This window comes from Caballeronia sp. TF1N1, from assembly GCF_022878925.1.
In the GTDB taxonomy this organism is placed as follows: domain Bacteria; phylum Pseudomonadota; class Gammaproteobacteria; order Burkholderiales; family Burkholderiaceae; genus Caballeronia.
The window spans coordinates 2,583,721-2,607,300 of the sequence record NZ_CP084626.1 but is presented as its reverse complement, the minus strand read 5'-3'; the positions used below and the strand labels follow the sequence as shown (position 1 = coordinate 2,607,300).

Annotated in this window: 22 protein-coding genes, 3 tRNA genes and 3 rRNA genes; 27 read left to right on the top strand and 1 reads right to left on the bottom strand. The window is 58.6% G+C overall.

Annotation, left to right across the window (positions count from 1 at the left end):
• Window positions 1–28 precede the first annotated feature (28 nt).
• The 14 genes from hisD (at window position 29) to tatC (ending at window position 9,537) form a co-directional block, all read left to right on the top strand.
• Window positions 29–1,351, top strand: coding sequence for a histidinol dehydrogenase (hisD, locus tag LDZ28_RS12150; protein ID WP_244826375.1), 1,323 nt, complete (start codon window positions 29–31; stop codon window positions 1,349–1,351).
• A 72-nt stretch (window positions 1,352–1,423) separates the two neighbouring features.
• The gene (hisC, locus tag LDZ28_RS12145; RefSeq protein WP_244826374.1) at window positions 1,424–2,497 is read left to right on the top strand and encodes a histidinol-phosphate transaminase; all 1,074 of its coding nucleotides are present in this window, start codon (window positions 1,424–1,426) and stop codon (window positions 2,495–2,497) included.
• A gap of 33 nt (window positions 2,498–2,530) precedes the next feature.
• A complete protein-coding gene (hisB, locus tag LDZ28_RS12140; RefSeq protein ID WP_244826373.1) occupies window positions 2,531–3,118 on the top strand; it encodes an imidazoleglycerol-phosphate dehydratase HisB in 588 nt (195 codons plus the stop codon).
• A 54-nt stretch (window positions 3,119–3,172) separates the two neighbouring features.
• Entirely contained in the window at window positions 3,173–3,793 is a 621-nt protein-coding gene (locus tag LDZ28_RS12135; protein ID WP_244826372.1) for a MarC family protein, read from the top strand.
• Window positions 3,790–4,431 carry an imidazole glycerol phosphate synthase subunit HisH gene (gene hisH / locus LDZ28_RS12130; RefSeq protein WP_244826371.1) on the top strand — a complete coding sequence of 214 codons (642 nt, stop codon included), beginning with the start codon at window positions 3,790–3,792 and terminating at the stop codon, window positions 4,429–4,431. The genes LDZ28_RS12135 and hisH overlap by 4 nt, the downstream gene beginning before the upstream one ends.
• 118 nt (window positions 4,432–4,549) lie before the next feature.
• Window positions 4,550–5,302, top strand: a complete 753-nt coding sequence (hisA, locus tag LDZ28_RS12125) for a 1-(5-phosphoribosyl)-5-[(5-phosphoribosylamino)methylideneamino]imidazole-4-carboxamide isomerase (RefSeq protein WP_244826370.1) — start codon at window positions 4,550–4,552, stop codon at window positions 5,300–5,302.
• Between the two features lie 86 nt (window positions 5,303–5,388).
• Complete coding sequence (gene hisF, locus LDZ28_RS12120; RefSeq protein ID WP_244826369.1) at window positions 5,389–6,162, top strand: imidazole glycerol phosphate synthase subunit HisF; 774 nt, start codon at window positions 5,389–5,391, stop codon at window positions 6,160–6,162.
• 2 nt (window positions 6,163–6,164) lie between these two features.
• Entirely contained in the window at window positions 6,165–6,569 is a 405-nt protein-coding gene (gene hisI, locus LDZ28_RS12115; protein ID WP_244826368.1) for a phosphoribosyl-AMP cyclohydrolase, read from the top strand.
• Window positions 6,566–6,934, top strand: a complete 369-nt coding sequence (locus LDZ28_RS12110) for a phosphoribosyl-ATP diphosphatase (RefSeq protein ID WP_244826367.1) — start codon at window positions 6,566–6,568, stop codon at window positions 6,932–6,934. Before hisI ends, LDZ28_RS12110 begins: the two co-directional genes overlap by 4 nt.
• Window positions 6,935–6,962: 28 nt before the next feature.
• Window positions 6,963–7,355, top strand: coding sequence for a hypothetical protein (locus LDZ28_RS12105; RefSeq protein WP_244826366.1), 393 nt, complete (start codon window positions 6,963–6,965; stop codon window positions 7,353–7,355).
• Between the two features lie 36 nt (window positions 7,356–7,391).
• The gene (locus tag LDZ28_RS12100) at window positions 7,392–7,754 is read left to right on the top strand and encodes a histidine triad nucleotide-binding protein (RefSeq protein ID WP_244826365.1); all 363 of its coding nucleotides are present in this window, start codon (window positions 7,392–7,394) and stop codon (window positions 7,752–7,754) included.
• 155 nt (window positions 7,755–7,909) lie between these two features.
• A complete protein-coding gene (gene tatA, locus LDZ28_RS12095; protein ID WP_244826364.1) occupies window positions 7,910–8,146 on the top strand; it encodes a Sec-independent protein translocase subunit TatA in 237 nt (78 codons plus the stop codon).
• 36 nt (window positions 8,147–8,182) lie between these two features.
• Window positions 8,183–8,716: a Sec-independent protein translocase protein TatB gene (gene tatB, locus LDZ28_RS12090; RefSeq protein ID WP_244826363.1), complete on the top strand. Its 534-nt coding sequence runs from the start codon at window positions 8,183–8,185 to the stop codon at window positions 8,714–8,716.
• A 44-nt stretch (window positions 8,717–8,760) separates the two neighbouring features.
• Complete coding sequence (gene tatC / locus LDZ28_RS12085; protein ID WP_244826362.1) at window positions 8,761–9,537, top strand: twin-arginine translocase subunit TatC; 777 nt, start codon at window positions 8,761–8,763, stop codon at window positions 9,535–9,537.
• A 96-nt stretch (window positions 9,538–9,633) separates the two neighbouring features.
• On the opposite strand, the gene LDZ28_RS12080 is transcribed toward tatC, so the two are convergent.
• On the bottom strand, window positions 9,634–10,857 hold the full coding sequence (locus LDZ28_RS12080; protein WP_244826361.1) for a S1C family serine protease: 1,224 nt from the start codon (window positions 10,855–10,857) through the stop codon (window positions 9,634–9,636).
• Between the two features lie 20 nt (window positions 10,858–10,877).
• Here LDZ28_RS12080 and LDZ28_RS12075 point away from each other — a divergent pair, with 20 nt between their 5' ends.
• The 13 genes from LDZ28_RS12075 to LDZ28_RS12015 all read left to right on the top strand — a co-directional run bounded on the left by LDZ28_RS12075 (window position 10,878) and on the right by LDZ28_RS12015 (window position 23,467).
• Window positions 10,878–11,624: a Nif3-like dinuclear metal center hexameric protein gene (locus LDZ28_RS12075; RefSeq protein ID WP_244826360.1), complete on the top strand. Its 747-nt coding sequence runs from the start codon at window positions 10,878–10,880 to the stop codon at window positions 11,622–11,624.
• 215 nt (window positions 11,625–11,839) lie between these two features.
• Window positions 11,840–12,469: a ubiquinol-cytochrome c reductase iron-sulfur subunit gene (petA, locus tag LDZ28_RS12070; RefSeq protein WP_244828130.1), complete on the top strand. Its 630-nt coding sequence runs from the start codon at window positions 11,840–11,842 to the stop codon at window positions 12,467–12,469.
• Complete coding sequence (locus tag LDZ28_RS12065; RefSeq protein WP_244826359.1) at window positions 12,469–13,851, top strand: cytochrome bc complex cytochrome b subunit; 1,383 nt, start codon at window positions 12,469–12,471, stop codon at window positions 13,849–13,851. The genes petA and LDZ28_RS12065 overlap by 1 nt, the downstream gene beginning before the upstream one ends.
• A 23-nt stretch (window positions 13,852–13,874) precedes the next feature.
• Entirely contained in the window at window positions 13,875–14,633 is a 759-nt protein-coding gene (locus tag LDZ28_RS12060; protein WP_244826358.1) for a cytochrome c1, read from the top strand.
• 91 nt (window positions 14,634–14,724) lie between these two features.
• On the top strand, window positions 14,725–15,336 hold the full coding sequence (locus LDZ28_RS12055; RefSeq protein ID WP_008344155.1) for a glutathione S-transferase N-terminal domain-containing protein: 612 nt from the start codon (window positions 14,725–14,727) through the stop codon (window positions 15,334–15,336).
• A 63-nt stretch (window positions 15,337–15,399) separates the two neighbouring features.
• Window positions 15,400–15,909 (top strand): ClpXP protease specificity-enhancing factor, encoded by a 510-nt coding sequence (locus tag LDZ28_RS12050; RefSeq protein ID WP_244826357.1) that lies wholly within the window; start codon window positions 15,400–15,402, stop codon window positions 15,907–15,909.
• Between the two features lie 18 nt (window positions 15,910–15,927).
• Window positions 15,928–16,003, top strand: a tRNA-Thr gene (locus tag LDZ28_RS12045).
• Window positions 16,004–16,448: 445 nt separating this feature from the next.
• Window positions 16,449–17,981: ribosomal RNA gene (locus tag LDZ28_RS12040) — 16S ribosomal RNA — on the top strand.
• Window positions 17,982–18,045: 64 nt separating this feature from the next.
• Window positions 18,046–18,122: transfer RNA gene (locus LDZ28_RS12035), tRNA-Ile, on the top strand.
• A gap of 56 nt (window positions 18,123–18,178) precedes the next feature.
• A tRNA-Ala gene (locus tag LDZ28_RS12030) sits at window positions 18,179–18,254 on the top strand.
• 304 nt (window positions 18,255–18,558) lie between these two features.
• A 23S ribosomal RNA gene (locus LDZ28_RS12025) occupies window positions 18,559–21,439 on the top strand.
• Between the two features lie 117 nt (window positions 21,440–21,556).
• Window positions 21,557–21,670, top strand: a 5S ribosomal RNA gene (rrf, locus tag LDZ28_RS12020).
• The 16S, 23S and 5S rRNA genes sit together here with 3 tRNA genes alongside, the layout of an rRNA operon.
• 156 nt (window positions 21,671–21,826) lie before the next feature.
• Complete coding sequence (locus tag LDZ28_RS12015) at window positions 21,827–23,467, top strand: NAD(P)/FAD-dependent oxidoreductase (protein ID WP_244826356.1); 1,641 nt, start codon at window positions 21,827–21,829, stop codon at window positions 23,465–23,467.
• The last annotated feature ends 113 nt before the right edge of the window (window positions 23,468–23,580 follow it).

Here is a 23,580-nt window from a genome sequence, read left to right as displayed (position 1 = left end):
GGCGAGCCACAGCAAACGGAAAACCAGCATGTCTATCAAGATTCGCAAACTCGATTCCAGCACCGACGGTTTTCAGAAAGCTTTGCGCGCGGTTCTCGCATTCGAGGCGAGCGAGGACGAAGCAATAGAGCGCTCGGTCGCGCAAATTCTCGCGGATGTCAAAGCGCGCGGCGACGCCGCCGTGCTCGACTACACCAACCAGTTCGATCGTCTGAAGGCGCACAGCGTCGCGGCGCTCGAATTGCCCGTGGCGGAACTCGAAGCCGCGCTGGAAGGGCTTGAGCCGAAACGTCGCGCGGCGCTCGAAGCAGCGGCTGCTCGCGTGCGCGGATATCACGAGAAGCAACGCATCGAATGCGGCAGTCATAGCTGGCATTACACCGAAGCCGACGGCACGGTGCTCGGCCAGAAGGTGACGCCGATCGATCGCGCGGGCATCTACGTGCCGGGCGGGAAGGCGGCGTATCCGTCGTCCGTGCTGATGAACGCCATTCCGGCGCGCGTCGCGGGCGTCAAGGAAATCGTGATGGTCGTGCCGACGCCCGATGGCGTCAAGAACCCGCTCGTGCTCGCGGCGGCGCTGCTCGGCGGCGTGGACCGCGTGTTCACCATCGGCGGGGCGCAGGCGGTTGGCGCGCTGGCGTACGGGACCGAATCCGTGCCGGCGGTCGACAAGATCTGCGGGCCGGGCAACGCGTATGTCGCATCGGCGAAGCGGCGCGTGTTCGGCACGGTCGGTATCGACATGATCGCCGGGCCGTCCGAAATTCTCGTCATCTGCGACGCCACCACCGACCCGCGCTGGGTCGCGATGGACCTGTTCTCGCAAGCCGAACACGACGAACTCGCGCAATCCATTCTGCTGTGTCCGGACGCGGCGTTCATTCGGCGCGTTGAAGAAGCCATCGTCGAATTGCTGCCGGCCATGCCGCGCCGCGAAGTCATTCAGCGCTCGCTCGAAGACCGCGGCGCGCTCATCAAGGTGAAGGACATGGCCGAAGCGTGCGCGATCGCGAACGATATCGCGCCCGAGCATCTGGAGATTTCGGCGCTCGATCCGCATCAGTGGGCTGCGCAGATCCACAACGCGGGCGCCATGTTCCTCGGCCGCTACACGAGCGAAAGCCTCGGCGATTACTGCGCGGGCCCGAACCACGTGTTGCCGACTTCACGCACGGCGCGCTTCTCGTCGCCGCTCGGCGTGTACGATTTCATGAAGCGTTCGAGTGTGATCGAAGTGAGCGCGGAAGGCGCGCAGACGCTCGGCGAGATCGCGGCGGAACTGGCTTACGGCGAAGGTTTGCAAGCGCATGCGAAGAGCGCGGAGTATCGGATGAAAAACGTCGGCTGAATCTGGCCGGCTTAGACGACCAAGGCGGCCTGAGAGCCGCCATATGTCCGGCGCAAAGACGTCGGCGACATCATGACCACACCTCAAGACATCCTGCGTCCCGACGTCCTTTCCATGACGAGCTACCCCGTGGCCGATTCCACGGGCTTGATCAAGCTCGACGCGATGGAAAACCCGTACTCCTTGCCCGCCGATCTCGCCAAGCGTCTTGGCGAACATCTCGCGGGCGTGGCGCTGAACCGTTATCCATCGCCGCGTCCGGCGGATCTGCTCGCCAAGATCAAGCGTGCAATGAAGGTGCCGGAAGCCTGCGACGTGCTGCTCGGCAACGGCTCGGACGAACTGATCAGCATGATGTCGATGGCGTGCGCCACGCCCGGCGCGAAAGTCGTGGCGCCGGTGCCGGGCTTCGTGATGTATCAGATGTCGGCGAAGTTCGCGCAGCTCGAATTCATCGGCGTGCCGCTCAACGCGGACTTCACGCTAGACGCAAACGCGCTCATCGCGGCTATCGACGAACATCAGCCCGCGCTCGTTTATCTCGCGTACCCGAACAATCCGACCGGCACGCTTTACGCCGATGCCGACATCGAGCGCGTGATCGCGTCGGCGAAGAAGAGTCTCGTGGTCATCGACGAGGCTTATCAGCCGTTCGCGGAAAAGACGTGGCTGCCGCGCGCGGCCGAGTATGACAACGTGGTCGTCATGCGCACGGTGTCGAAGCTCGGACTTGCGGGCATCCGGCTCGGTTATCTGGTCGGTCTGCCCGCGTGGACCATGCAATTCGACAAGGTGCGCCCGCCGTACAACATCAACGTGCTAACGCAGGCAACCGCTGATTTCCTGCTGGATCATCTCGATGTCCTCGACGCCCAGGCCGCCGATCTGCGCGCGCAGCGCGCCGTCCTCGCGCGCGAAGTCGCCGCGCTGCCCGGCATGACGGTGTATCCGAGCGCGGGCAACTTTCTGCTCGTGCGCGTGCCGGATGCCGCCGTCGCGTTCGAAACCCTGCTGACTTCGCGGGTTCTCGTCAAAAACGTGAGTAAAATGCATGCTTTGCTGGCAAATTGCGTGCGTTTGACGGTCGGCACGGCCGAGGAAAACGCGCACATGGTCGCGGCGCTCAAAAAGCTCGCGCTCAACTAAATCCCCACTCTTCGAAAGCCTCAAGGAAACACCATGCGCATTGCGGAAGTCGTTCGCAACACCAGCGAAACGCAGATCCGTGTGAAGCTCGATCTGGACGGCACCGGCAAGCAGAAGCTCGCCACCGGCGTGCCGTTTCTGGATCACATGCTCGATCAGATCGCGCGACACGGCCTGTTCGATCTCGAAGTCGAAGCGCATGGCGACCTCCATATCGACGATCACCACACCGTCGAAGACACCGGTATCACGCTGGGTCAGGCGGTGGCGAAAGCCATTGGCGACCGCAAGGGCATTCGCCGTTATGGCCACTCGTATGTTCCGCTCGATGAAGCGCTGTCGCGCGTCGTGATCGATTTCTCCGGCCGTCCGGGCCTCGAATTCCATGTGCCGTTTACGCGCGCGCGCATCGGTACGTTCGATGTCGATCTCACCATCGAATTTTTCCGTGGCTTCGTGAATCACGCGGGCGTGACGCTGCACATCGACAATCTGCGCGGCATCAACGCGCATCATCAGGTCGAGACCGTGTTCAAGGCGTTTGGCCGCGCGTTGCGCATGGCCGTCGAAGCCGACGAACGCGCCGCAGGACAAATTCCTTCCACCAAAGGCAGTCTCTGATCAGCCCGTTCCAAGCGACGCAGCAATGCGTCGCGCACGAAAGGCTCGCCCGCGATGGATCTCTTCAAGTCGTTCATATCCTTGCTTGCGCTGATCAATCCGGTCGGCGCGATACCGTTTTTTCTTAGCCTGACCGCGCAACAATCCGATCTCGAAAAGCGCAACACCATCCGCGTGGCATCGATCTCGGTGTTCTGCGTAATCGCGATCACCGCGCTGCTCGGGCAGCAGATCATCGCGTTCTTCGGCATTTCGGTCGGCTCGTTCGAAGTCGGCGGCGGGATCATCATGCTGCTCATGGCGATCAGCATGTTGAACGCGCAAGTCGGCAACGCGCGATCGACCGTCGAGGAGCGCATGGAAGCCGAGGAGCGCAATAGCGTTGCCGTTGTGCCGCTCGCGATTCCGCTGCTCACTGGGCCGGGATCGATCAGCACCGTGATCGTCTATGCTGCAAATGCGCAGCACTGGTACGACCGCTTCGGGCTCGTCGTGCTTGGCGCGATCATCGCGGCGTTGTGTTTCGGCGCGTTGAATCTGGCCGAGCCGATCGCGCGCTGGGTCGGGCGCACGGGTATCAATATCGGCACGCGTCTCATGGGTTTGATGTTGTCCGCGCTGGCGGTGGAGTTCATCGTCAACGGGTTGAAGGCCTTGATGCCATCTTTGAAATGAAAACTTCGATAGCGATTGTTGATTACGGAATGGGCAACCTGCGCTCGGTGTATCAGGCGCTTAAGAAGGCCGCGCCCGACGCCGACGTGGCGATCGTCGATCAGCCCGAGGCCATTCGCGCGGCGGATCGTATCGTGCTGCCGGGTCAAGGCGCGATGCGCGATTGCATGGGCCATTTGGGCGCGTCGGGCTTGCAGGATGCGGTGATCGAAGCGTCGCGCAACAAGCCGATGCTCGGCGTTTGCGTCGGCGAACAGATGCTGTTCGACTGGAGCGAAGAAGGCGACACGAAGGGCCTCGGGCTTTTCCCCGGCAAGGTCGTGCGCTTTCAACTCGAAGGCCAGTTGCAGGACGACGGCTCGCGCTTCAAGGTGCCGCAAATGGGCTGGAACCGCGTGCGCCAGACGCAAGCGCATCCGGTGTGGGACGGCGTCGCGGATGGCGCGTTCTTCTACTTCGTGCATAGTTACTACGTCGTGCCGGACAACCCGGCGCACACTTCGGGCGAAACCGTTTATGGTTCCGCGTTCACATCGGCGGTGGCGCGCGACAACATCTTCGCCACGCAATTCCACCCCGAGAAGAGCGCCGACGCGGGCTTGCGGCTGTATCGCAACTTCGTTCACTGGAACCCGTAAAGCGCGCAACCGGGCGTTGCAATACTTGTACTACACTAGCGAAGCGGCCCGCTGTAAGGCACCGAGACCTCACGCGCGGCCGTTTCGATCAACTCAATCCAGAAAATACGCGATACCTATGCTGCTCATTCCGGCCATCGATCTCAAAGACGGTCAGTGCGTGCGCCTCAAACAAGGCGATATGGACCAGGCGACCATTTTTTCAGAAGATCCGGCGGCAATGGCCCGGCACTGGGTCGACCGAGGGGCGCGCAGACTACACCTCGTCGATCTGAACGGCGCCTTCGCGGGCAAGCCGAGGAACGGCGACGCTATCCGCGCAATCATCGACGAAGTGGGTAGCGAGATTCCCGTGCAACTAGGCGGCGGCATTCGCGACCTGAACACCATCGAGCGCTATCTCGACGACGGTCTCTCGTTCGTCATCATCGGCACGGCGGCGGTGAAGAATCCCGGCTTCCTGCAGGATGCGTGCAGCGCGTTCGGGGGGCATATCATCGTCGGGCTCGACGCCAAGGACGGCAAAGTCGCCACCGACGGCTGGAGCAAACTGACCGGCCACGAAGTAGTGGATCTCGGGCGCAAGTTCGAGGACTACGGCTGCGAGTCGATCATCTACACGGACATCGGGCGCGACGGCATGCTTCAGGGCATCAATATCGACGCCACCGTGCGGCTCGCGCAAGCCGTGAAGATTCCCGTTATCGCGAGCGGCGGACTGTCGAGCATCGCGGACATCGAGTCGCTCTGCGAAGTCGAGGGCGAAGGCATCGAAGGCGTGATCTGCGGTCGCGCCATCTATTCCGGCGACCTGGACTTCACTTCCGCGCAGACGCGCGCGGATGCGTTGCGCGAAGCGGACGGCGCCTGAGGCTCTTTCGGGCGCGAGCACGTTGCAGCACGCCGGGCGGCGGCTTTTGCCGCCCTTCATTCGTTTTGGACCTGCAGTGGCGGAACATGGCTCTCGCTAAACGCATCATCCCCTGTCTCGACGTGACCGCCGGGCGCGTCGTCAAAGGGGTCAACTTCGTCGAACTGCGCGACGCGGGCGATCCCGTGGAGATCGCGCGACGTTACGACGACCAAGGCGCGGACGAACTCACGTTCCTCGACATCACCGCGACTTCCGACCAGCGCGACCTCATTTTGCCGATCATCGAATCGGTCGCGTCACAGGTGTTCATTCCGCTGACCGTCGGTGGCGGCGTGCGCGCCGTCGAAGACGTGCGGCGTCTGCTCAACGCCGGCGCGGACAAGATCAGCATGAATTCGTCGGCGGTGGCGAATCCGCAACTCGTACGCGATGCATCCGACAAGCACGGTTCGCAATGCATCGTCGTTGCCATCGACGCCAAGCGCGTTTCCGCCGATGGCGAGCCGCCGCGCTGGGAAGTGTTCACGCACGGCGGGCGCAAGGCAACGGGCATCGACGCGATCGAATGGGCGCGCAAGATGGCCGAATTCGGCGCGGGCGAAATTCTGCTGACCAGCATGGATCGCGACGGCACCAAGTCCGGCTTCGACCTCGCGCTCACGCGCGCCGTGTCGGACGCCGTTCCCGTGCCGGTGATCGCTTCGGGCGGCGTCGGTACGCTCAAGCATCTGGCGGATGGCATCACGGAAGGCCGCGCCGACGCCGTTCTGGCCGCGAGCATCTTTCACTATGGCGAACACACGGTCGGCGAAGCCAAGCGCTTCATGGCCGAGCAAGGCATTTCGGTGAGGAATTGACGGTGACGGATCAAGCCGATTGGCTCGACAAGGTGAACTGGGACGCGAACGGCCTCGTGCCGGTGATCGCGCAGGAAGCGTCGAGCAACGACGTGCTCATGTTCGCCTGGATGAATCGCGAGGCGCTCGCCAAAACCATCGAACTGAAGCGCGCCGTCTATTTTTCGCGTTCGCGTCAGCGCCTGTGGTTCAAGGGCGAGGAATCGGGGCACGTTCAGCATGTGCACGAGGTGCGGCTCGATTGCGACGAAGACGTCGTGCTGCTCAAAGTCGAACAGGTATCGGGGATCGCGTGCCACACCGGCCGTCATTCCTGCTTTTTCCAGAAATTCGAAGGAACGGCGCAAGACGGCGCGTGGGTCGCGGTCGAGCCGGTTCTGAAAGACCCCGAAAGTATTTACAAATGACGCAAGCCACCACGCAGGACACGCTGCTGCGCCTCGCCGCGGTTATCGACGGTCGAAAAGGCGGCGATCCGGAACAATCCTACGTTTCGCGACTCTTTCATAAAGGTGACGACGCGATCCTGAAGAAGATCGGCGAGGAAGCGACGGAAGTCGTGCTCGCCGCGAAGGATGCGCGCCACGGCGGCGCGCCGAAAGCGCTCGTCGGGGAAGTCGCCGACCTGTGGTTCCATTGTCTCGTGATGCTGTCGCATTTCGACCTGACCCCCGCCGACGTGATCGCCGAGTTGGAACGGCGCGAAGGTTTGTCGGGTATCGAAGAAAAAGCGCTGCGCAAAACGCGCGAGCGCGAGCAAAACGGCAGCTGACGAGACGCCCATTGCGAAGGAGGGCCCCGTGAATACGCCTCACGAACAGTACCCGCCGCCGGTGTATCAGAATCAGCTCGACCCGCAGCGGCTGAGCAGCCTCAAGACGCTCACGCATGTCTTGTATGCGCTTTACGCGCTCTATTGGCTGACGGGCGGGTTGACCGTGCTCGTCGCGATCATCATCAATTATCTGAAACGCGGCGATACCGTCGGAACGCCTTACGAAGCCCATTTCACCTGGCAGATCCGCACGTTCTGGTGGGCTGTCCTCGGACATCTAGTTGGCGCGGCGCTCATTTTCGTCGGGATCGGCTTCGTGATTCTTTTCGCGGTCGGCATCTGGACGCTTTATCGCGTCATCAAAGGTTGGCTGTATCTTTATGAAGGAAAAACGTTCGACCCACGCGCGTGGTTTTGAACGGCAACACCTGGCAACAGGAGACACGGGAATTTCATGAGCCAAGACAACTGCATTTTCTGCAAGATTGCGTCAGGACAACTGCCAAGCACGAAGCTCTATGAGGACGACGAGTTCGTCGCCTTCAACGACATCAATCCGGCCGCGCCGGTTCACGTGCTCATCATTCCCCGGAAGCACATCGAAACGCTGTCGCACTGCACGGAAAGCGACGCGCCGCTGCTTGGTAGAATGGTAAGTCTCGTTGGTCGTCTGGCAAAAGATCTCGGCGTCTCCTACACGGGTGGCGAGACGGGATTCCGAACGGTGATCAATACGGGGCCGGGCGGTGGACAGGAGGTTTATCACATCCACGCGCATTTGCTGGCAGGAAAGCGTCCGTGGCGCCGGATGGGCTGAAAACCGCAAATTTTGTCGGCAAACGCCTTTCCAATGCAATATTGGACGCGCAGAATCGGTATTCATAGCCGAAGTGACTTTTTCGGCGCGGGCCGCAAGGCCGATCTTCCGTTCGCACAAAGCCGTTGCGGCGGAATTACGGAGAATTTTCATTCATGGGTTCGTTGAGCATTTGGCATTGGTTGATCGTCCTTTTGATCGTGGCGCTCGTCTTCGGCACGAAGAAACTGCGCAACATCGGTGGCGATTTGGGCGGCGCGGTCAAGGGCTTCAAGGAAGGCATGCGCGATGGTGAGCAGCCGGCTTCGTCCACCGATCCGCGCGAACTGCCGCGCAACGGTGCGGTTGACGTGGAAGCGAAGGACAAGACCCGTTCGGGCGACTATCGCTAATCCGGTCATCGACCGCAATCTTTCACTTACTCTTCAATGCTCGATCTCGGTCTGACCAAAATGGCGCTGATCGGCGTCGTGGCTCTTGTGGTGCTCGGGCCTGAGCGCCTACCCGGGGTTGCGCGCACGGCCGGCGCACTGTTCGGGCGCGCGCAGCGCTATATCAACGACGTCAAATCCGAAGTGGCGCGCGAGATGGAACTCGACGAGCTGAAGAAGATGCGCACCGACTTCGAAACCGCTGCGTCGAACGTCGAAACGTCGATTCACGACAACCTGAAGCGCCACGAAGCCGAATTGAACGACGCGTGGAGTCAGGGCACGTCCGTGTCGCCGAGTGTCGCGAGAGAAGAGGCCGAGGCGATCGGCGGCAGCGCGGCGGTCACGGACAAACCGTGGATGCGCACTTCAGGCATCCGGGCGGCGCGCAAGAACTGGCGCGTCAAACAAAGCGCCATCCCCAACTGGTACAAGCGAACGAATCTGCGCCGCACGCGGGTTCAGTCTGGCGCGGCTCGCGTTGCGCGTCACACGCCAGAAACCTTGCGCCGTCCGACCCGGTTTTTCTGATCCGGGCCACTTCCTTTCATCGATGATCCATACCGAGGGCCGGCGTGAGCGACCCGCTACAAAATAAAGACGAGCCCGTCGAAGAGACGTTCATTTCGCATCTGGTCGAATTGCGTGACCGCATCATCAAAGCGGGCGCTTCGGTTATCGTGGTGTTCGTCTCGCTGGTGTATTGGGCGCCGGACATCTTCAAGTTACTGGCCCGGCCGCTGATGCAGAACCTGCCGGCCGACGGCAAGATGATCGTCACCGACGTGACCGGCTCGTTCTTCGTGCCCATGAAGGTGACCATGCTCGTCGCCTTCGTCATCGCGCTGCCGCTTGTGCTGTATCAGCTTTGGGCGTTCGTGGCGCCGGGTTTGTATCAGCATGAGAAGAAGCTCGTCGCGCCGCTCGTGTTCAGCAGCTACGCGCTCTTTCTTTGCGGCATGGCTTTCGCGTATTTCGTCGTGTTTCCGACAATCTTTCGCGTGATGGCGCATTACAACGCGCCGCTCGGTGCGGAGATGACCACGGATATCGACAACTACCTGAGCTTCGTGCTCACGATGTTCCTTGCATTCGGCGTAACGTTCGAAGTGCCGATCGTCGTTGTGTTGCTGGCGCGCATGGGTGTCGTGTCCATCCAGAAGCTCAAGCAGATTCGCCCGTATGTGATTGTCGGCGCGTTCGTCATTTCGGCGGTCGTTACCCCGCCAGACGTTTTCTCGCAGCTGATCCTGGCCATCCCGCTCATCATTCTTTACGAAGCGGGGATTATTGCGGCGCGGCTGGTGGTTGGAAAGCAGCCAATCAAAAGCGAAGAGGCAACGGCCGAGTAGGTGCGGCGTATTGCCGCGGCAGTGAAATGTCGGATGCGCAAAAAAGGCAGCTTCGATTACCGAAGCTGCCTTTTTGTTTTCAACGGAGAACCGAGTTTATTCGTCGCCCTGATCGTTTCCTTGGTCCTCGTCTTCCGGTAACTGTGGCGCGCGCGGTTGAGCCGGGCGCTTGCCGATAGTCACGTTGATATCGAGTTCCTTGTTCTTGCGCATTAAATGAACCTTCACCGACGTGCCCGGTTTGATCTGCGCGACCACGTTCAGAAGGCGCGTGGTGTCGGTGATGGTGTCGTCGTTGATGCTGACGAGAATGTCGCCCGGCTTGATGCCTGCCTTGTCCGCCGGGCCGCCTTGCAACACCCCGGCCACGATGGCGCCAGATTTTTGGTCGAGCCCGAACGATTCCGCGATCTCCGGCGTCACGTCCTGCGGCTCCACGCCAATCCAGCCGCGCGTGACCGTGCCCGTCGTGATGATGCTCTCGAGCACGCTGCGCGCCGTCGACACCGGGATCGCAAAGCCGATTCCCAGTGAGCCGCCGCTGCGCGAATAAATCGCCGTGTTGATGCCGAGCAGATTGCCGTTCACGTCGACGAGCGCGCCGCCCGAGTTGCCGGGGTTGATTGCCGCGTCGGTCTGAATGAAGTTCTCGAACGTGTTGATGCCGAGGTGATTGCGCCCGAGCGCGCTCACAATGCCCATGGTTACCGTCTGCCCGACGCCGAACGGATTGCCGATAGCCAGCACGACATCGCCGACGCGCGTCTGGTCCATGCGGCCGAGCGTGATGGTCGGCAGATTCGTCATGTTGATCTTGAGCACGGCAAGATCGGTTTCCGGGTCGACGCCGATTACCTTCGCGCTGGACGTGCGGCCGTCGGCAAGCGCAACTTCGATTTGATCGGCGCCATCGACGACATGCTGGTTCGTTAGAATGTAACCTTCCGAGCTGACGATGACACCCGAGCCGAGATTCGACGCTGGCGGCTCGTCGCTCTTGCGCTTGTTTTTATCGCCGAAGAAGTAGCGGAACAGCGGGTCTTTGGCGCGCGGGTCCGGCGGCAGATTGCCGTCCTTGCTGGAAAAGACGTTGACCACAGCGGGCATGGCCTTTTGCGCGCCTTCGGCATAGGAAGATTGAAGCGGTCGCGAGCCTATGCTCGGCGCCACTTCCTGCAGCGCGACTATTGGTTCGGCGAGTTGCTTGCCGAATTGGCCCTGACGTTGAAGCCACTGCGGTTTCAAGGTCGCGATGATGAACATCAGGGCCAAAATCACGGTGACCGCTTGGGCAAAAAATAGCCAGAAGCGTCTAAGCATTTGAAGGGATAGAGGAATTCATGGATCGGATCGAACTCGAATTGTATCTGAACAATCTGCTGGAAATCGGCCGCTTCAAGGACTATTGCCCGAATGGTCTACAGGTGGAAGGCGCGCGCCGGGTTCAGAAGATCGCAACCGGCGTGACGGCCTCGCTCGCCTTTCTCGAAGCCGCGCTCGAGTGGGGCGCGGACACGGTACTCGTGCATCACGGCTACTTCTGGCGCAATGAGGCGCCGCAGTTGACGGGACGCAAGTATCAGCGAATCCGCACGCTTATCGCCAACGATATCAACCTGTTTGCCTATCATTTGCCGCTCGATTCGCATCCGGAGTTCGGCAACAACGCGCAGCTCGGCGCGCGCCTCGGCTTGATCGCGGACGGCCGTTTTGCAGGCCAGGATCTCGGGTGGATCGCGCCGCTTACCATGCCGCTCTCGCTCGAACATTTCACCGCAACGGTCGAAAACGCGCTCGGCCGCAAGCCGCTCGTATTGGGCGATTCAGACCGCGAACTGCGTCGCGTCGCGTGGTGCACGGGCGGCGCGCAAGGATACTTCGAAGAGGCCATCGCGGCGGGCGCGGATGTCTACGTCAGCGGCGAAGTCTCCGAGCAGACCATGCACATTGCGGCGGAATCGGGCGTGGCCTACATCGCGGCGGGCCATCACGCGACCGAGCGCTACGGCGTCCAGGCGCTGGGTAATCACCTGTCGGAAGAATTCGACATCGAGCATGTGTTTATCGATATCGACAATCCGGTATAAATGTTTTGCGCCGATTATCGTTTTAATCGGCCTTGCAGTTGCCTTAAATGATTGCTTCACAAGATGGCGCGAAAACGTGCGGGAAAACCCGGAAAGAACAATCACTTGGAGTGATTTTTCCTATTCGGGCCTTGTAAATGCCAACTCCATTCGCGCACACTAGCGACGGAACACTGATGTGACGGTATAAATCCAACTCAGAAGTGGGGCGTGTGATGCGAGACAAGGACGATAAGCACGATGGGCGCGTTGACGGTAGCCGCCGTACCTGGCTGATAGCGACGACCGTAGCAGGTGGTGTCGGAGGTGTAGCAACAGTAATTCCGTTTGTGGGGTCGTTCGCTCCGTCGGAGAAGGCGAAGGCGGCAGGCGCGCCGGTCGAGGTCGATATCAGCGGACTCAAGCCCGGCGAAATGATGACCGTCGCATGGCGCGGCAAGCCTGTGTGGATCGTCAACCGCACCGACGAGATGCTTTCGGACGTCAAGAAAGCCGACACCGAAGTGGCCGATCCGAAATCGAAGATGGAATTCTCGATGCCGTTGCCGGAGTACTGCAACAACGAGTTCCGTTCCCGCACCGATCACAAGAACATTTTCGTGGCGGTGGCCGTGTGCACGCATCTGGGCTGCACGCCGACCCCGCGTTTCACCGAAGGCGCCCAACCCAATCTTCCCGATAACTGGCCCGGCGGTTTTCTCTGCCCGTGCCACGGCTCGACCTACGACATGGCGGGCCGCGTCTTCAAGAACAAGCCCGCGCCGCAGAATCTGGACGTGCCTCCGTACATGTTCACTTCCGCGACGCAACTCGTGATCGGCAAGGACGAAAAGGGAGAGGCTTAATGGCGACCGCAGACAAGGATGTGGAGACGACGGGCCTGATCGGCTGGATCGACCGGCGCTTTCCGCTCACCGCGACGTGGAAGCAGCACGTTTCCGAGTACTACGCGCCGAAGAACTTCAACTTCTGGTACTTCTTCGGCTCGCTCGCGCTGCTCGTGCTCGTGCTTCAGATCGTCACCGGCATCTTTCTCGTCATGAACTACAAGCCCGATGCGACGCTCGCGTTTGCATCGGTCGAATACATCATGCGCGAGGTGCCGTGGGGCTGGCTCATTCGCTACATGCATTCGACAGGCGCTTCGATGTTCTTCGTCGTCGTCTATCTGCACATGTTTCGCGGGCTGATGTACGGCTCGTATCGCAAGCCGCGCGAACTGGTGTGGATTTTCGGCTGCGCAATTTTCCTGTGCCTCATGGCCGAGGCGTTCTTTGGCTATCTTTTGCCGTGGGGGCAAATGTCGTTCTGGGGCGCGCAGGTGATCGTGAATCTGTTCTCGGCGATTCCCTTCATCGGCCCGGATCTGTCGCTCTGGATTCGCGGCGATTACGTCGTGTCGGACGTCACGCTGAACCGGTTCTTCGCGTTCCATGTGATCGCGATTCCGCTCGTGCTGATTGGCCTCGTCGTGGCGCATCTGGTCGCGCTGCACGAAGTCGGCTCGAACAACCCGGACGGCATCGAGATCAAGGCGAAGAAGGACGCGAACGGCATTCCTATCGATGGCATTCCGTTCCATCCGTACTATTCGGTGCACGACTTCCTGGGCGTGTCGGTCTTCCTTCTGATCTTCGCGGCGATCATTTTCTTCGCGCCGGAGATGGGCGGCTACTTCCTGGAAGCGAATAACTTCGTGCCGGCCAATCCGTTGCAGACGCCGCCCGAAATCGCGCCAGTCTGGTACTTCACGGCTTTCTACGCGATGCTTCGCGCCACCACCGATCCGTTCAAGATCGTGCTGATGGTCATCATCGCGCTGCTTGGCCTCTTTGCGCTGTTACGCGCGCGCGGCAAATGGCGGATCGGCTTGCCGGTGCTCTCGCTCGCGGTGATCGTCTTCATGGCGCTGACGGAGTCGAAGTTTTGGGGCGTGGTAGTCATGGGCACAGCGGTCGTATCGCTCTTTTTCCTGCCCTGGCTCGATCGCAGTCCGGTGAGGTCCATTCGCTACCGGCCGTTTTTCCATAAAGTGTTCTACGGCATCTTCGTGGCCGTGTTCCTCGTGCTGGGCTTCTTGGGAACCAGGCCGCCCTCACCGGTGGGGACGCTGATCGCGCAGGTCTGCGCGCTGATCTACTTCGCGTTTTTCCTCGGCATGCCGTTCTGGACGCCGCGCGGCAGATTCAAGACGCCGCCCGAGCGAGTGACTTTCAAACCTCACTGAGCACTCGTCCGGAGACAAACACAATGAAAAAATGGCTCGGTTCCCTGGCAATCATCGGTGCGGCGATGTTCGCGTTCGGCGCGAGTGCGCCGGCGTACGCGCAGGAAGAAGCGGTGCTCGACCGCGCGCCCGATAACGCGGACAATTTTGCTTCGTTGCAGCACGGCGCCCAAATCTTTGTAAACTACTGCCTGAATTGCCACAGCGCCAATCTGATGCGGTACAACCGGCTGACCGACCTCGGCATCACGCCACAGGACGTTCAGGAAAATCTGCTGTTTTCGACAGACAAGATCGGCAACACGATGTCCATTGCAATGCGCCCGGAAGACGCGAAAGCGTGGTTCGGCGCGTCGCCGCCGGACCTGTCGGTCGAAGCGCGGGCGCGTGGCAAGGACTGGTTGTACACGTACTTGCGGGGGTTTTATCGCGATCCGGCGCGGCCGACCGGTTGGAACAATCGCGTGTATGAGAATGTCGGCATGCCGCATGTGCTGTGGACGATGCAGGGTATCCGCGATGCAAAATTCGAAACCGAAACCGACGAGCACACCGGCGAAAAGGTAAAGAGATTCGTGGGTTACACTCAGGTTAGCCCGGGTTCCATGTCCTCCGTGGATTATGATAATGCTGTGGCCGATCTGGTTTCGTACCTCTCGTGGATGTCCGAACCCGCCCAGCAGACTCGCAAGCGCCTCGGCGTATGGGTCCTGCTGTTCCTGGCGTTGTTGAGTTTCCTCGCATGGCGCCTGAACGCGGCATACTGGAAAGATATTAAATAGCGCGCCCTAGACGGCGTGGGTCGGCACGACGGCGTTTCCCCGGGAAGCGTCGCGGCCGGCCTTTCGAGTTTACTGAAGGAACTTTAAAGACATGATGGTTCTGTATTCCGGCACTACTTGCCCGTTCTCCCAGCGCTGCCGGCTGGTGTTGTTCGAAAAGGGCATGGATTTCGAGATTCGCGACGTCGATCTGTTCAACAAGCCGGAAGACATCGCGGTCATGAACCCATACGGTCAGGTGCCGATCCTTGTCGAGCGCGACCTGATCCTGTATGAATCGAACATCATCAACGAATATATCGACGAACGGTTCCCGCATCCGCAGCTCATGCCGGCCGATCCGGTGCAACGCGCCCGCGCGCGCCTGTTCCTGCTGAACTTCGAAAAAGAATTGTTCGTGCACGTCGGCACGCTCGAAAACGAGAAGGGCAAAGCCGCCGAGAAGAACCACGAGAAGGCGCGCAGTGCAATTCGCGATCGTCTTACGCAGCTCGCGCCTATTTTCCTGAAGAACAAGTACATGCTCGGCGAAGAGTTCTCGATGCTCGACGTGGCCATCGCGCCGCTGTTGTGGCGTCTGGACCATTACGGCATCGAGTTGTCGAAGAATGCTGCGCCGTTGATGAAGTACGCCGAACGCATTTTTAGCCGTCCGGCCTATATTGAAGCGCTGACGCCTTCCGAAAAGGTGATGCGTCGATAGTTTGCGGGCATCGGAGCGCGGCGGCGCGGATTTCGCCCGCCGCGCTCCTGTAGAGGAAAGTTGATGCAAGAGATTTCCACCAAGCCGTATCTGCTGCGCGCGCTCTATGAGTGGTGCACGGATAACGGGTTCACCCCACACATCGCGGTGCGGGTCGACGGCGCCACGCGGGTGCCGCGTCAGTTCGTGCGTAACGACGAAATCGTGCTGAACATCAGTTTCGAGGCGACGAGCCAGCTTCAGATGGGCAACGAATGGATCGAATTCAGCGCGCGTTTCTCGGGTAAGTCGCACAAGATCGAAGTGCAGGTTACGAACGTGCTGGCCATCTATGCACGAGAGAACGGGCAGGGAATGGCGTTCCCGGTCGAGCCTTCATCGCAAACGGCTATCGACGCGTCGGGCGCGAGCACCGCGCCGCATTCGGTCGAGCGAGACGAAAGTATCGCGGAAGACGCGGTAGAGGAACTGTCCGACGCCGACGGGACTTCGTCGAGCGACGACGTTACGGCAAGCTCGGATGACGATGCTTCAAAATCATCTGGGCGATCGCACCTCAAAGTCGTCAAATGAAGTAGAATTCCGTCCTTCGCCGGCTTAGCTCATCTGGTAGAGCAGTTGATTTGTAATCATCAGGTGGCGGGTTCGAGTCCTGCAGCCGGCACCAAGACTAACGTCGACGGGTCGTGCGATGTCCGCACGACCCATTTGGTTTGAGCGGGTTGTTTGTTCCGCAGTGGTCTGAGGAAGCTGAAAGGCAAGTCAATAAGAAAAGCTTCAAATTCTTGTTGACAGTAACTGAAACGACGTACATAATCTCGTTTCTCTGCTGCAGATGCAGCGACGCAAGACGAAGCGGTGCTGAGCAAAATGCTTGGTGCGCTTGGCAGGAAGTCTTAGCGAATGTGCTCTTTAAAAACTAACAGCCGATAAGTGTGGGCACTTGATGGCGCGAGCGGTTCTGACCTTTCGGGGTTGGGACGTTTAGCGAAAGTTATCAAGTCTCACACAGTATTAGAGGAAGGTTTATCTGTCGAAAGACGGATTAATCATCGTCAGTACGTTGAGTGAGCGACCGGTTGGTAAAACAACCGAAAACAGTAACAGGTATTGAACTGAAGAGTTTGATCCTGGCTCAGATTGAACGCTGGCGGCATGCCTTACACATGCAAGTCGAACGGCAGCACGGGGGCAACCCTGGTGGCGAGTGGCGAACGGGTGAGTAATACATCGGAACGTGTCCTGTAGTGGGGGATAGCCCGGCGAAAGCCGGATTAATACCGCATACGATCTACGGAAGAAAGCGGGGGATCCTTCGGGACCTCGCGCTATAGGGGCGGCCGATGGCAGATTAGCTAGTTGGTGGGGTAAAGGCCTACCAAGGCGACGATCTGTAGCTGGTCTGAGAGGACGACCAGCCACACTGGGACTGAGACACGGCCCAGACTCCTACGGGAGGCAGCAGTGGGGAATTTTGGACAATGGGGGCAACCCTGATCCAGCAATGCCGCGTGTGTGAAGAAGGCCTTAGGGTTGTAAAGCACTTTTGTCCGGAAAGAAAACCTACCTGTTAATACCGGGTGGGGATGACGGTACCGGAAGAATAAGCACCGGCTAACTACGTGCCAGCAGCCGCGGTAATACGTAGGGTGCGAGCGTTAATCGGAATTACTGGGCGTAAAGCGTGCGCAGGCGGTCTGTTAAGACCGATGTGAAATCCCCGGGCTTAACCTGGGAACTGCATTGGTGACTGGCAGGCTAGAGTATGGCAGAGGGGGGTAGAATTCCACGTGTAGCAGTGAAATGCGTAGAGATGTGGAGGAATACCGATGGCGAAGGCAGCCCCCTGGGCCAATACTGACGCTCATGCACGAAAGCGTGGGGAGCAAACAGGATTAGATACCCTGGTAGTCCACGCCCTAAACGATGTCAACTAGTTGTTGGGGATTCATTTCCTTAGTAACGTAGCTAACGCGTGAAGTTGACCGCCTGGGGAGTACGGTCGCAAGATTAAAACTCAAAGGAATTGACGGGGACCCGCACAAGCGGTGGATGATGTGGATTAATTCGATGCAACGCGAAAAACCTTACCTACCCTTGACATGGACGAAACCCGGGTGAGAGCCTGGGGTGCTCGAAAGAGAATCGTCGCACAGGTGCTGCATGGCTGTCGTCAGCTCGTGTCGTGAGATGTTGGGTTAAGTCCCGCAACGAGCGCAACCCTTGTCCTTAGTTGCTACGCAAGAGCACTCTAGGGAGACTGCCGGTGACAAACCGGAGGAAGGTGGGGATGACGTCAAGTCCTCATGGCCCTTATGGGTAGGGCTTCACACGTCATACAATGGTCGGAACAGAGGGTTGCCAAGCCGCGAGGTGGAGCCAATCCCAGAAAACCGATCGTAGTCCGGATCGCAGTCTGCAACTCGACTGCGTGAAGCTGGAATCGCTAGTAATCGCGGATCAGCATGCCGCGGTGAATACGTTCCCGGGTCTTGTACACACCGCCCGTCACACCATGGGAGTGGGTTTTACCAGAAGTGGCTAGTCTAACCGCAAGGAGGACGGTCACCACGGTAGGATTCATGACTGGGGTGAAGTCGTAACAAGGTAGCCGTATCGGAAGGTGCGGCTGGATCACCTCCTTTCTCGAGCTTAAACGCTCGCCCACTCAAGTGTTCACGCTTATCGGCTGTCAGAAAGACAGGCTAAGGGTCTGTAGCTCAGTCGGTTAGAGCACCGTCTTGATAAGGCGGGGGTCGTTGGTTCGAATCCAACCAGACCCACCACCCGAGCAAGCGGTGCTTAAAACGACCAAGCGAGCAGACTGAGTCAGGCACACACGGGGGGATTAGCTCAGCTGGGAGAGCACCTGCTTTGCAAGCAGGGGGTCGTCGGTTCGATCCCGTCATCCTCCACCAATCCTCAATGCACAGCGCTGAACGCGGGGTTCAACGTTGCGCATTGGCGATTGAGCCAGTCAGCGCGGGTAGGTGATCGAATTGATCACGCTATCGGCTGTCGTTCTTTAACAATCTGGAAGAAGTAGTAAAGAGATTATTCGAAAGCACTTAGAGATGGGTGTGAGTAGGGTAATCAGGGTTGTGATTGTATCAAGTATGAAAAGGTGATCGAAAGATTGCTTTGGAATACGGCACAACGCGAATACTCAACCTATGACGGTGGGCTTGAAGGCAGCAATGCTGGCAGACACACTCGTTATAGGGTCAAGCGAACAAGTGCATGTGGTGGATGCCTTGGCGATCACAGGCGATGAAGGACGCGGTAGCCTGCGAAAAGCGGTGGGGAGCTGGCAAACGAGCTTTGATCCACCGATATCCGAATGGGGAAACCCGGCCCGAATGGGTCATCCTAAGCTGAATCCATAGGCTTAGTGAAGCGAACGCGGTGAACTGAAACATCTAAGTAACCGCAGGAAAAGAAATCAACCGAGATTCCCAGAGTAGTGGCGAGCGAAATGGGATCAGCCTGTACTCTTTATCTGTGTTGTTAGCTGAACGCTCTGGAAAGTGCGGCCATAGCAGGTGATAGCCCTGTAAGCGAAAACAGCGTGGAAGAACTAGGGGTACGACAAGTAGGGCGGGACACGTGAAATCCTGTCTGAAGATGGGGGGACCATCCTCCAAGGCTAAATACTCGTGATCGACCGATAGTGAACCAGTACCGTGAGGGAAAGGCGAAAAGAACCCCGGGAGGGGAGTGAAATAGATCCTGAAACCGCATGCATACAAACAGTCGGAGCCTCGCAAGGGGTGACGGCGTACCTTTTGTATAATGGGTCAGCGACTTACGTTCAGTAGCGAGCTTAACTGATTAAGGCAGGCGTAGCGAAAGCGAGTCCGAATAGGGCGATCAGTTGCTGGGCGTAGACCCGAAACCAAGTGATCTATCCATGGCCAGGTTGAAGGTGCGGTAACACGTACTGGAGGACCGAACCCACTAACGTTGAAAAGTTAGGGGATGAGCTGTGGATAGGGGTGAAAGGCTAAACAAACTTGGAAATAGCTGGTTCTCTCCGAAAACTATTTAGGTAGTGCCTCGTGTATCACCTTCGGGGGTAGAGCACTGTCATGGTTGTGGGGTCCATTGCGGATTACTACGCCATAGCAAACTCCGAATACCGAAGAGTGCAATCACGGGAGACAGACATCGGGTGCTAACGTCCGGTGTCAAGAGGGAAACAACCCAGACCGCCAGCTAAGGTCCCAAAGATTGGCTAAGTGGGAAACGAAGTGGGAAGGCAAAAACAGTCAGGAGGTTGGCTTAGAAGCAGCCACCCTTTAAAGAAAGCGTAATAGCTCACTGATCGAGTCGTCCTGCGCGGAAGATGTAACGGGGCTCAAGCCAGTCACCGAAGCTGCGGATGCATATTTATATGCATGGTAGGAGAGCGTTCCGTAAGCCTGCGAAGGTGCGTTGAAAAGCGTGCTGGAGGTATCGGAAGTGCGAATGCTGACATGAGTAGCGATAAAGGGGGTGAAAAGCCCCCTCGCCGTAAGCCCAAGGTTTCCTACGCAACGTTCATCGGCGTAGGGTGAGTCGGCCCCTAAGGCGAGGCAGAAATGCGTAGCTGATGGGAAGCAGGTCAATATTCCTGCACCATTGTTAGATGCGATGGGGGGACGGATCGCGGAAGGTTGTCCGGGTGTTGGACGTCCCGGTCGCTGCATTGGAGAAGGTGCTCAGGCAAATCCGGGCACATAATTCAAGGGTGTGGCGCGAGCTTCCTCGGAAGCGAAGCAATTGGAAGTGGTTCCAAGAAAAGCCTCTAAGCTTCAGTCTAATAGTGACCGTACCGCAAACCGACACAGGTGGGCGAGATGAGTATTCTAAGGCGCTTGAGAGAACTCGGGAGAAGGAACTCGGCAAATTGGTACCGTAACTTCGGGATAAGGTACGCCTCTGTAGCTTAACCAGCCTGCGCTGGAAGGGTGAAGAGGTTGCAATAAACTGGTGGCTGCGACTGTTTAATAAAAACACAGCACTCTGCAAACACGAAAGTGGACGTATAGGGTGTGACGCCTGCCCGGTGCCGGAAGATTAAATGATGGGGTGCAAGCTCTTGATTGAAGTCCCGGTAAACGGCGGCCGTAACTATAACGGTCCTAAGGTAGCGAAATTCCTTGTCGGGTAAGTTCCGACCTGCACGAATGGCGTAACGATGGCCACACTGTCTCCTCCCGAGACTCAGCGAAGTTGAAGTGTTTGTGATGATGCAATCTCCCCGCGGCTAGACGGAAAGACCCCATGAACCTTTACTGTAGCTTTGCATTGGACTTTGAACCGATCTGTGTAGGATAGGTGGGAGGCTATGAAACCGGAACGCTAGTTTCGGTGGAGCCGTCCTTGAAATACCACCCTGGTTTGTTTGAGGTTCTAACCTTGGTCCATGATCTGGATCGGGGACAGTGCATGGTAGGCAGTTTGACTGGGGCGGTCTCCTCCCAAAGTGTAACGGAGGAGTACGAAGGTACGCTAGGTACGGTCGGAAATCGTGCTGATAGTGCAATGGCATAAGCGTGCTTAACTGCGAGACCGACAAGTCGAGCAGGTGCGAAAGCAGGTCATAGTGATCCGGTGGTTCTGTATGGAAGGGCCATCGCTCAACGGATAAAAGGTACTCTGGGGATAACAGGCTGATACCGCCCAAGAGTTCATATCGACGGCGGTGTTTGGCACCTCGATGTCGGCTCATCTCATCCTGGGGCTGTAGCCGGTCCCAAGGGTATGGCTGTTCGCCATTTAAAGAGGTACGTGAGCTGGGTTTAAAACGTCGTGAGACAGTTTGGTCCCTATCTGCCGTGGGCGTTGGATATTTGAAGGGGGCTGCTCCTAGTACGAGAGGACCGGAGTGGACGAACCTCTGGTGTACCGGTTGTCACGCCAGTGGCATCGCCGGGTAGCTATGTTCGGAAGAGATAACCGCTGAAAGCATCTAAGCGGGAAACTCGCCTTAAGATGAGATATCCCCGGGGCTTCGAGCCCCTTGAAGGGTCGTTCCAGACCAGGACGTTGATAGGTCAGGTGTGTAAGTGCAGTAATGCATTGAGCTAACTGATACTAATTGCCCGTAAGGCTTGATCCTATAACCAGTGTGTTTGAACCACTGGCGAGTTATGCGTGTGCGACAATCGCCACCCAACATTTACTGCTTCTTCCCGGATTGGTTGTGTGCCCACCCGGCGCACGACAACAAGTCATGCCTGATGACCACAGCGAGTTGGTACCACCCCTTCCCATCCCGAACAGGACCGTGAAACGACTCCACGCCGATGATAGTGCGGATCTCCCGTGTGAAAGTAGGTAATCGTCAGGCTCCTCATGCAGCAACAAAAACCCCACCCCTAACCAGGTGGGGTTTTTGCATTTCTGCAGCATTGGGCTGATCTGCCAGATTCAATCAGCCGTGCATGCCTTGATCGCGCGATAAAATCAGCAAAACATTGCGCAGTCGATTGCCATTCGAGTTCCCATGCTACGTTTAAGCGAAATCAAGCTTCCGCTCGATCATCCTGATTCGGCCATCAAGCCTGCGGTCATCGCGCGCCTTGGAGAAATCGGCGTGACGTCAAGCGAACTCGTGCGCTTCCATGTCTTTCGCCGCGCGCACGATGCACGCAAGCGCGCCGACATCAAGCTTACGTACATCATCGATGTGGAGTTGGCGGATGAAGCGTCGGTGCTCGCGCGACTAAAGGCCCGGCCGCATCCGCATGTCGGCATTACGCCGGATATGGCTTACCACTTCGTGGCCAAGGCGCCTGAAGCATCGAGCCAGCTTCGCCCCGTCGTCATCGGCATGGGGCCGTGTGGGCTGTTTGCCGGGCTGATTCTCGCGCAAATGGGTTTTCGCCCGATCATCCTCGAGCGTGGAAAAGCCGTGCGCGAGCGGACGAAAGACACTTGGGGTCTGTGGCGCCGAAACGAGCTTAACCCGGAATCCAATGTGCAGTTCGGTGAAGGCGGCGCTGGCACCTTCTCCGATGGCAAGCTCTACAGTCAAATCAAGGATCCGAAGCACTACGGCCGCAAAGTCCTCGACGAGTTCGTTAAAGCGGGCGCGCCTGAAGACATCCTGTATCTGAGCCGGCCGCATATCGGCACGTTTCGACTGGTCAGCATGGTCGAAAAGATGCGCGCGAATATTCATCAACTCGGCGGCGAAGTACGATTCGAGCAGCGCGTCGAGGATATCGACATCGACGATGGCAAGGTGCGCGGTCTACGTCTGTCGAGCGGAGAAACGCTGCGCTGCGATCACGTTGTGCTTGCCGTGGGACATAGCGCGCGCGATACCTTCCAGATGTTGCACGATCGCGGCGTTTTCATGGAGGCGAAGCCGTTTTCGCTCGGGTTTCGTATCGAGCATCCGCAGGGCATTATCGATCGGAGCCGTTTCGGCAAATTCGCCGGTCACGAACGGCTTGGCGCCGCGGACTATAAAGTCGTCCACCATTGCAGCAACGGCCGCGCTGTCTACAGCTTTTGCATGTGTCCTGGCGGAACGGTTGTCGCGGCGACGTCGGAGCCCGGCCGAGTCGTGACCAATGGCATGAGCCAGTACTCGCGCGCCGAACGTAATGCGAACGCGGGCATCGTCGTCGGCATCACGCCGGAAGATTATCCGGGCGGTCCACTCGCGGGCATCGCCTTCCAGCGCATGTGGGAAGAGCGTGCGTTCGAACTGGGCGGCGGCGATTACAGCGCGCCTGCACAGCTTGTGGGCGACTTCATCGCGAGGCGCGCTTCGACATCGCTTGGATCGGTCGTGCCTTCGTACAAGCCAGGCGTCAAGCCGACCGATCTCAGCACCGCGTTGCCCGATTATGTGATCGAAGCCATCCGAGAAGCACTGCCCGAGCTCGATAAGAAGATCCCCGGCTTCGCGATGCACGACGCCGTTCTCACTGGCGTCGAGACGCGCACGTCGTCGCCGCTGCGGGTGCGCCGCAATAATGACGATTACCAAAGCGTCAATGTCGAAGGCTTGTATCCGGCGGGCGAGGGCGCGGGTTATGCGGGCGGGATCTATTCAGCGGCGATCGACGGAATCGAAGTCGCGGAGGCCGTCGCGTTGAGGATGATGGCGGAACATGAGGCGGCCGTCCGGTAACGTCGTGACTCATTTGCTGTCCATGCAAACGTCGAAGAGACATAACCAACGCCCATTGCCTCCAAAACGAAAAAGGGCGCATCGTCACCGTTGCGCCCTTTCATCCGCATCCA

Excerpts from the sequence above, each read along its gene's own strand:
- hisH (WP_244826371.1), top strand. The coding sequence starts at position 3,790 with ATGAAAACTTCGATAGCGATTGTTGATTACGGAATGGGCAACCTGCGC.
- LDZ28_RS12100 (WP_244826365.1), top strand. The coding sequence starts at position 7,392 with ATGAGCCAAGACAACTGCATTTTCTGCAAGATTGCGTCAGGACAACTG.
- LDZ28_RS12060 (WP_244826358.1), top strand. The coding sequence starts at position 13,875 with ATGAAAAAATGGCTCGGTTCCCTGGCAATCATCGGTGCGGCGATGTTC.
- LDZ28_RS12065 (WP_244826359.1), top strand. The coding sequence starts at position 12,469 with ATGGCGACCGCAGACAAGGATGTGGAGACGACGGGCCTGATCGGCTGG.
- hisF (WP_244826369.1), top strand. The coding sequence starts at position 5,389 with ATGGCTCTCGCTAAACGCATCATCCCCTGTCTCGACGTGACCGCCGGG.
- hisA (WP_244826370.1), top strand. The coding sequence starts at position 4,550 with ATGCTGCTCATTCCGGCCATCGATCTCAAAGACGGTCAGTGCGTGCGC.
- LDZ28_RS12110 (WP_244826367.1), top strand. The coding sequence starts at position 6,566 with ATGACGCAAGCCACCACGCAGGACACGCTGCTGCGCCTCGCCGCGGTT.
- LDZ28_RS12055 (WP_008344155.1), top strand. The coding sequence starts at position 14,725 with ATGATGGTTCTGTATTCCGGCACTACTTGCCCGTTCTCCCAGCGCTGC.
- hisD (WP_244826375.1), top strand. The coding sequence starts at position 29 with ATGTCTATCAAGATTCGCAAACTCGATTCCAGCACCGACGGTTTTCAG.
- tatB (WP_244826363.1), top strand. The coding sequence starts at position 8,183 with ATGCTCGATCTCGGTCTGACCAAAATGGCGCTGATCGGCGTCGTGGCT.
- LDZ28_RS12135 (WP_244826372.1), top strand. The coding sequence starts at position 3,173 with ATGGATCTCTTCAAGTCGTTCATATCCTTGCTTGCGCTGATCAATCCG.
- tatA (WP_244826364.1), top strand. The coding sequence starts at position 7,910 with ATGGGTTCGTTGAGCATTTGGCATTGGTTGATCGTCCTTTTGATCGTG.
- hisB (WP_244826373.1), top strand. The coding sequence starts at position 2,531 with ATGCGCATTGCGGAAGTCGTTCGCAACACCAGCGAAACGCAGATCCGT.
- LDZ28_RS12080 (WP_244826361.1), bottom strand. The coding sequence starts at position 10,857 with ATGCTTAGACGCTTCTGGCTATTTTTTGCCCAAGCGGTCACCGTGATT.
- petA (WP_244828130.1), top strand. The coding sequence starts at position 11,840 with ATGCGAGACAAGGACGATAAGCACGATGGGCGCGTTGACGGTAGCCGC.
- LDZ28_RS12015 (WP_244826356.1), top strand. The coding sequence starts at position 21,827 with ATGCTACGTTTAAGCGAAATCAAGCTTCCGCTCGATCATCCTGATTCG.
- hisC (WP_244826374.1), top strand. The coding sequence starts at position 1,424 with ATGACCACACCTCAAGACATCCTGCGTCCCGACGTCCTTTCCATGACG.
- LDZ28_RS12075 (WP_244826360.1), top strand. The coding sequence starts at position 10,878 with ATGGATCGGATCGAACTCGAATTGTATCTGAACAATCTGCTGGAAATC.
- LDZ28_RS12050 (WP_244826357.1), top strand. The coding sequence starts at position 15,400 with ATGCAAGAGATTTCCACCAAGCCGTATCTGCTGCGCGCGCTCTATGAG.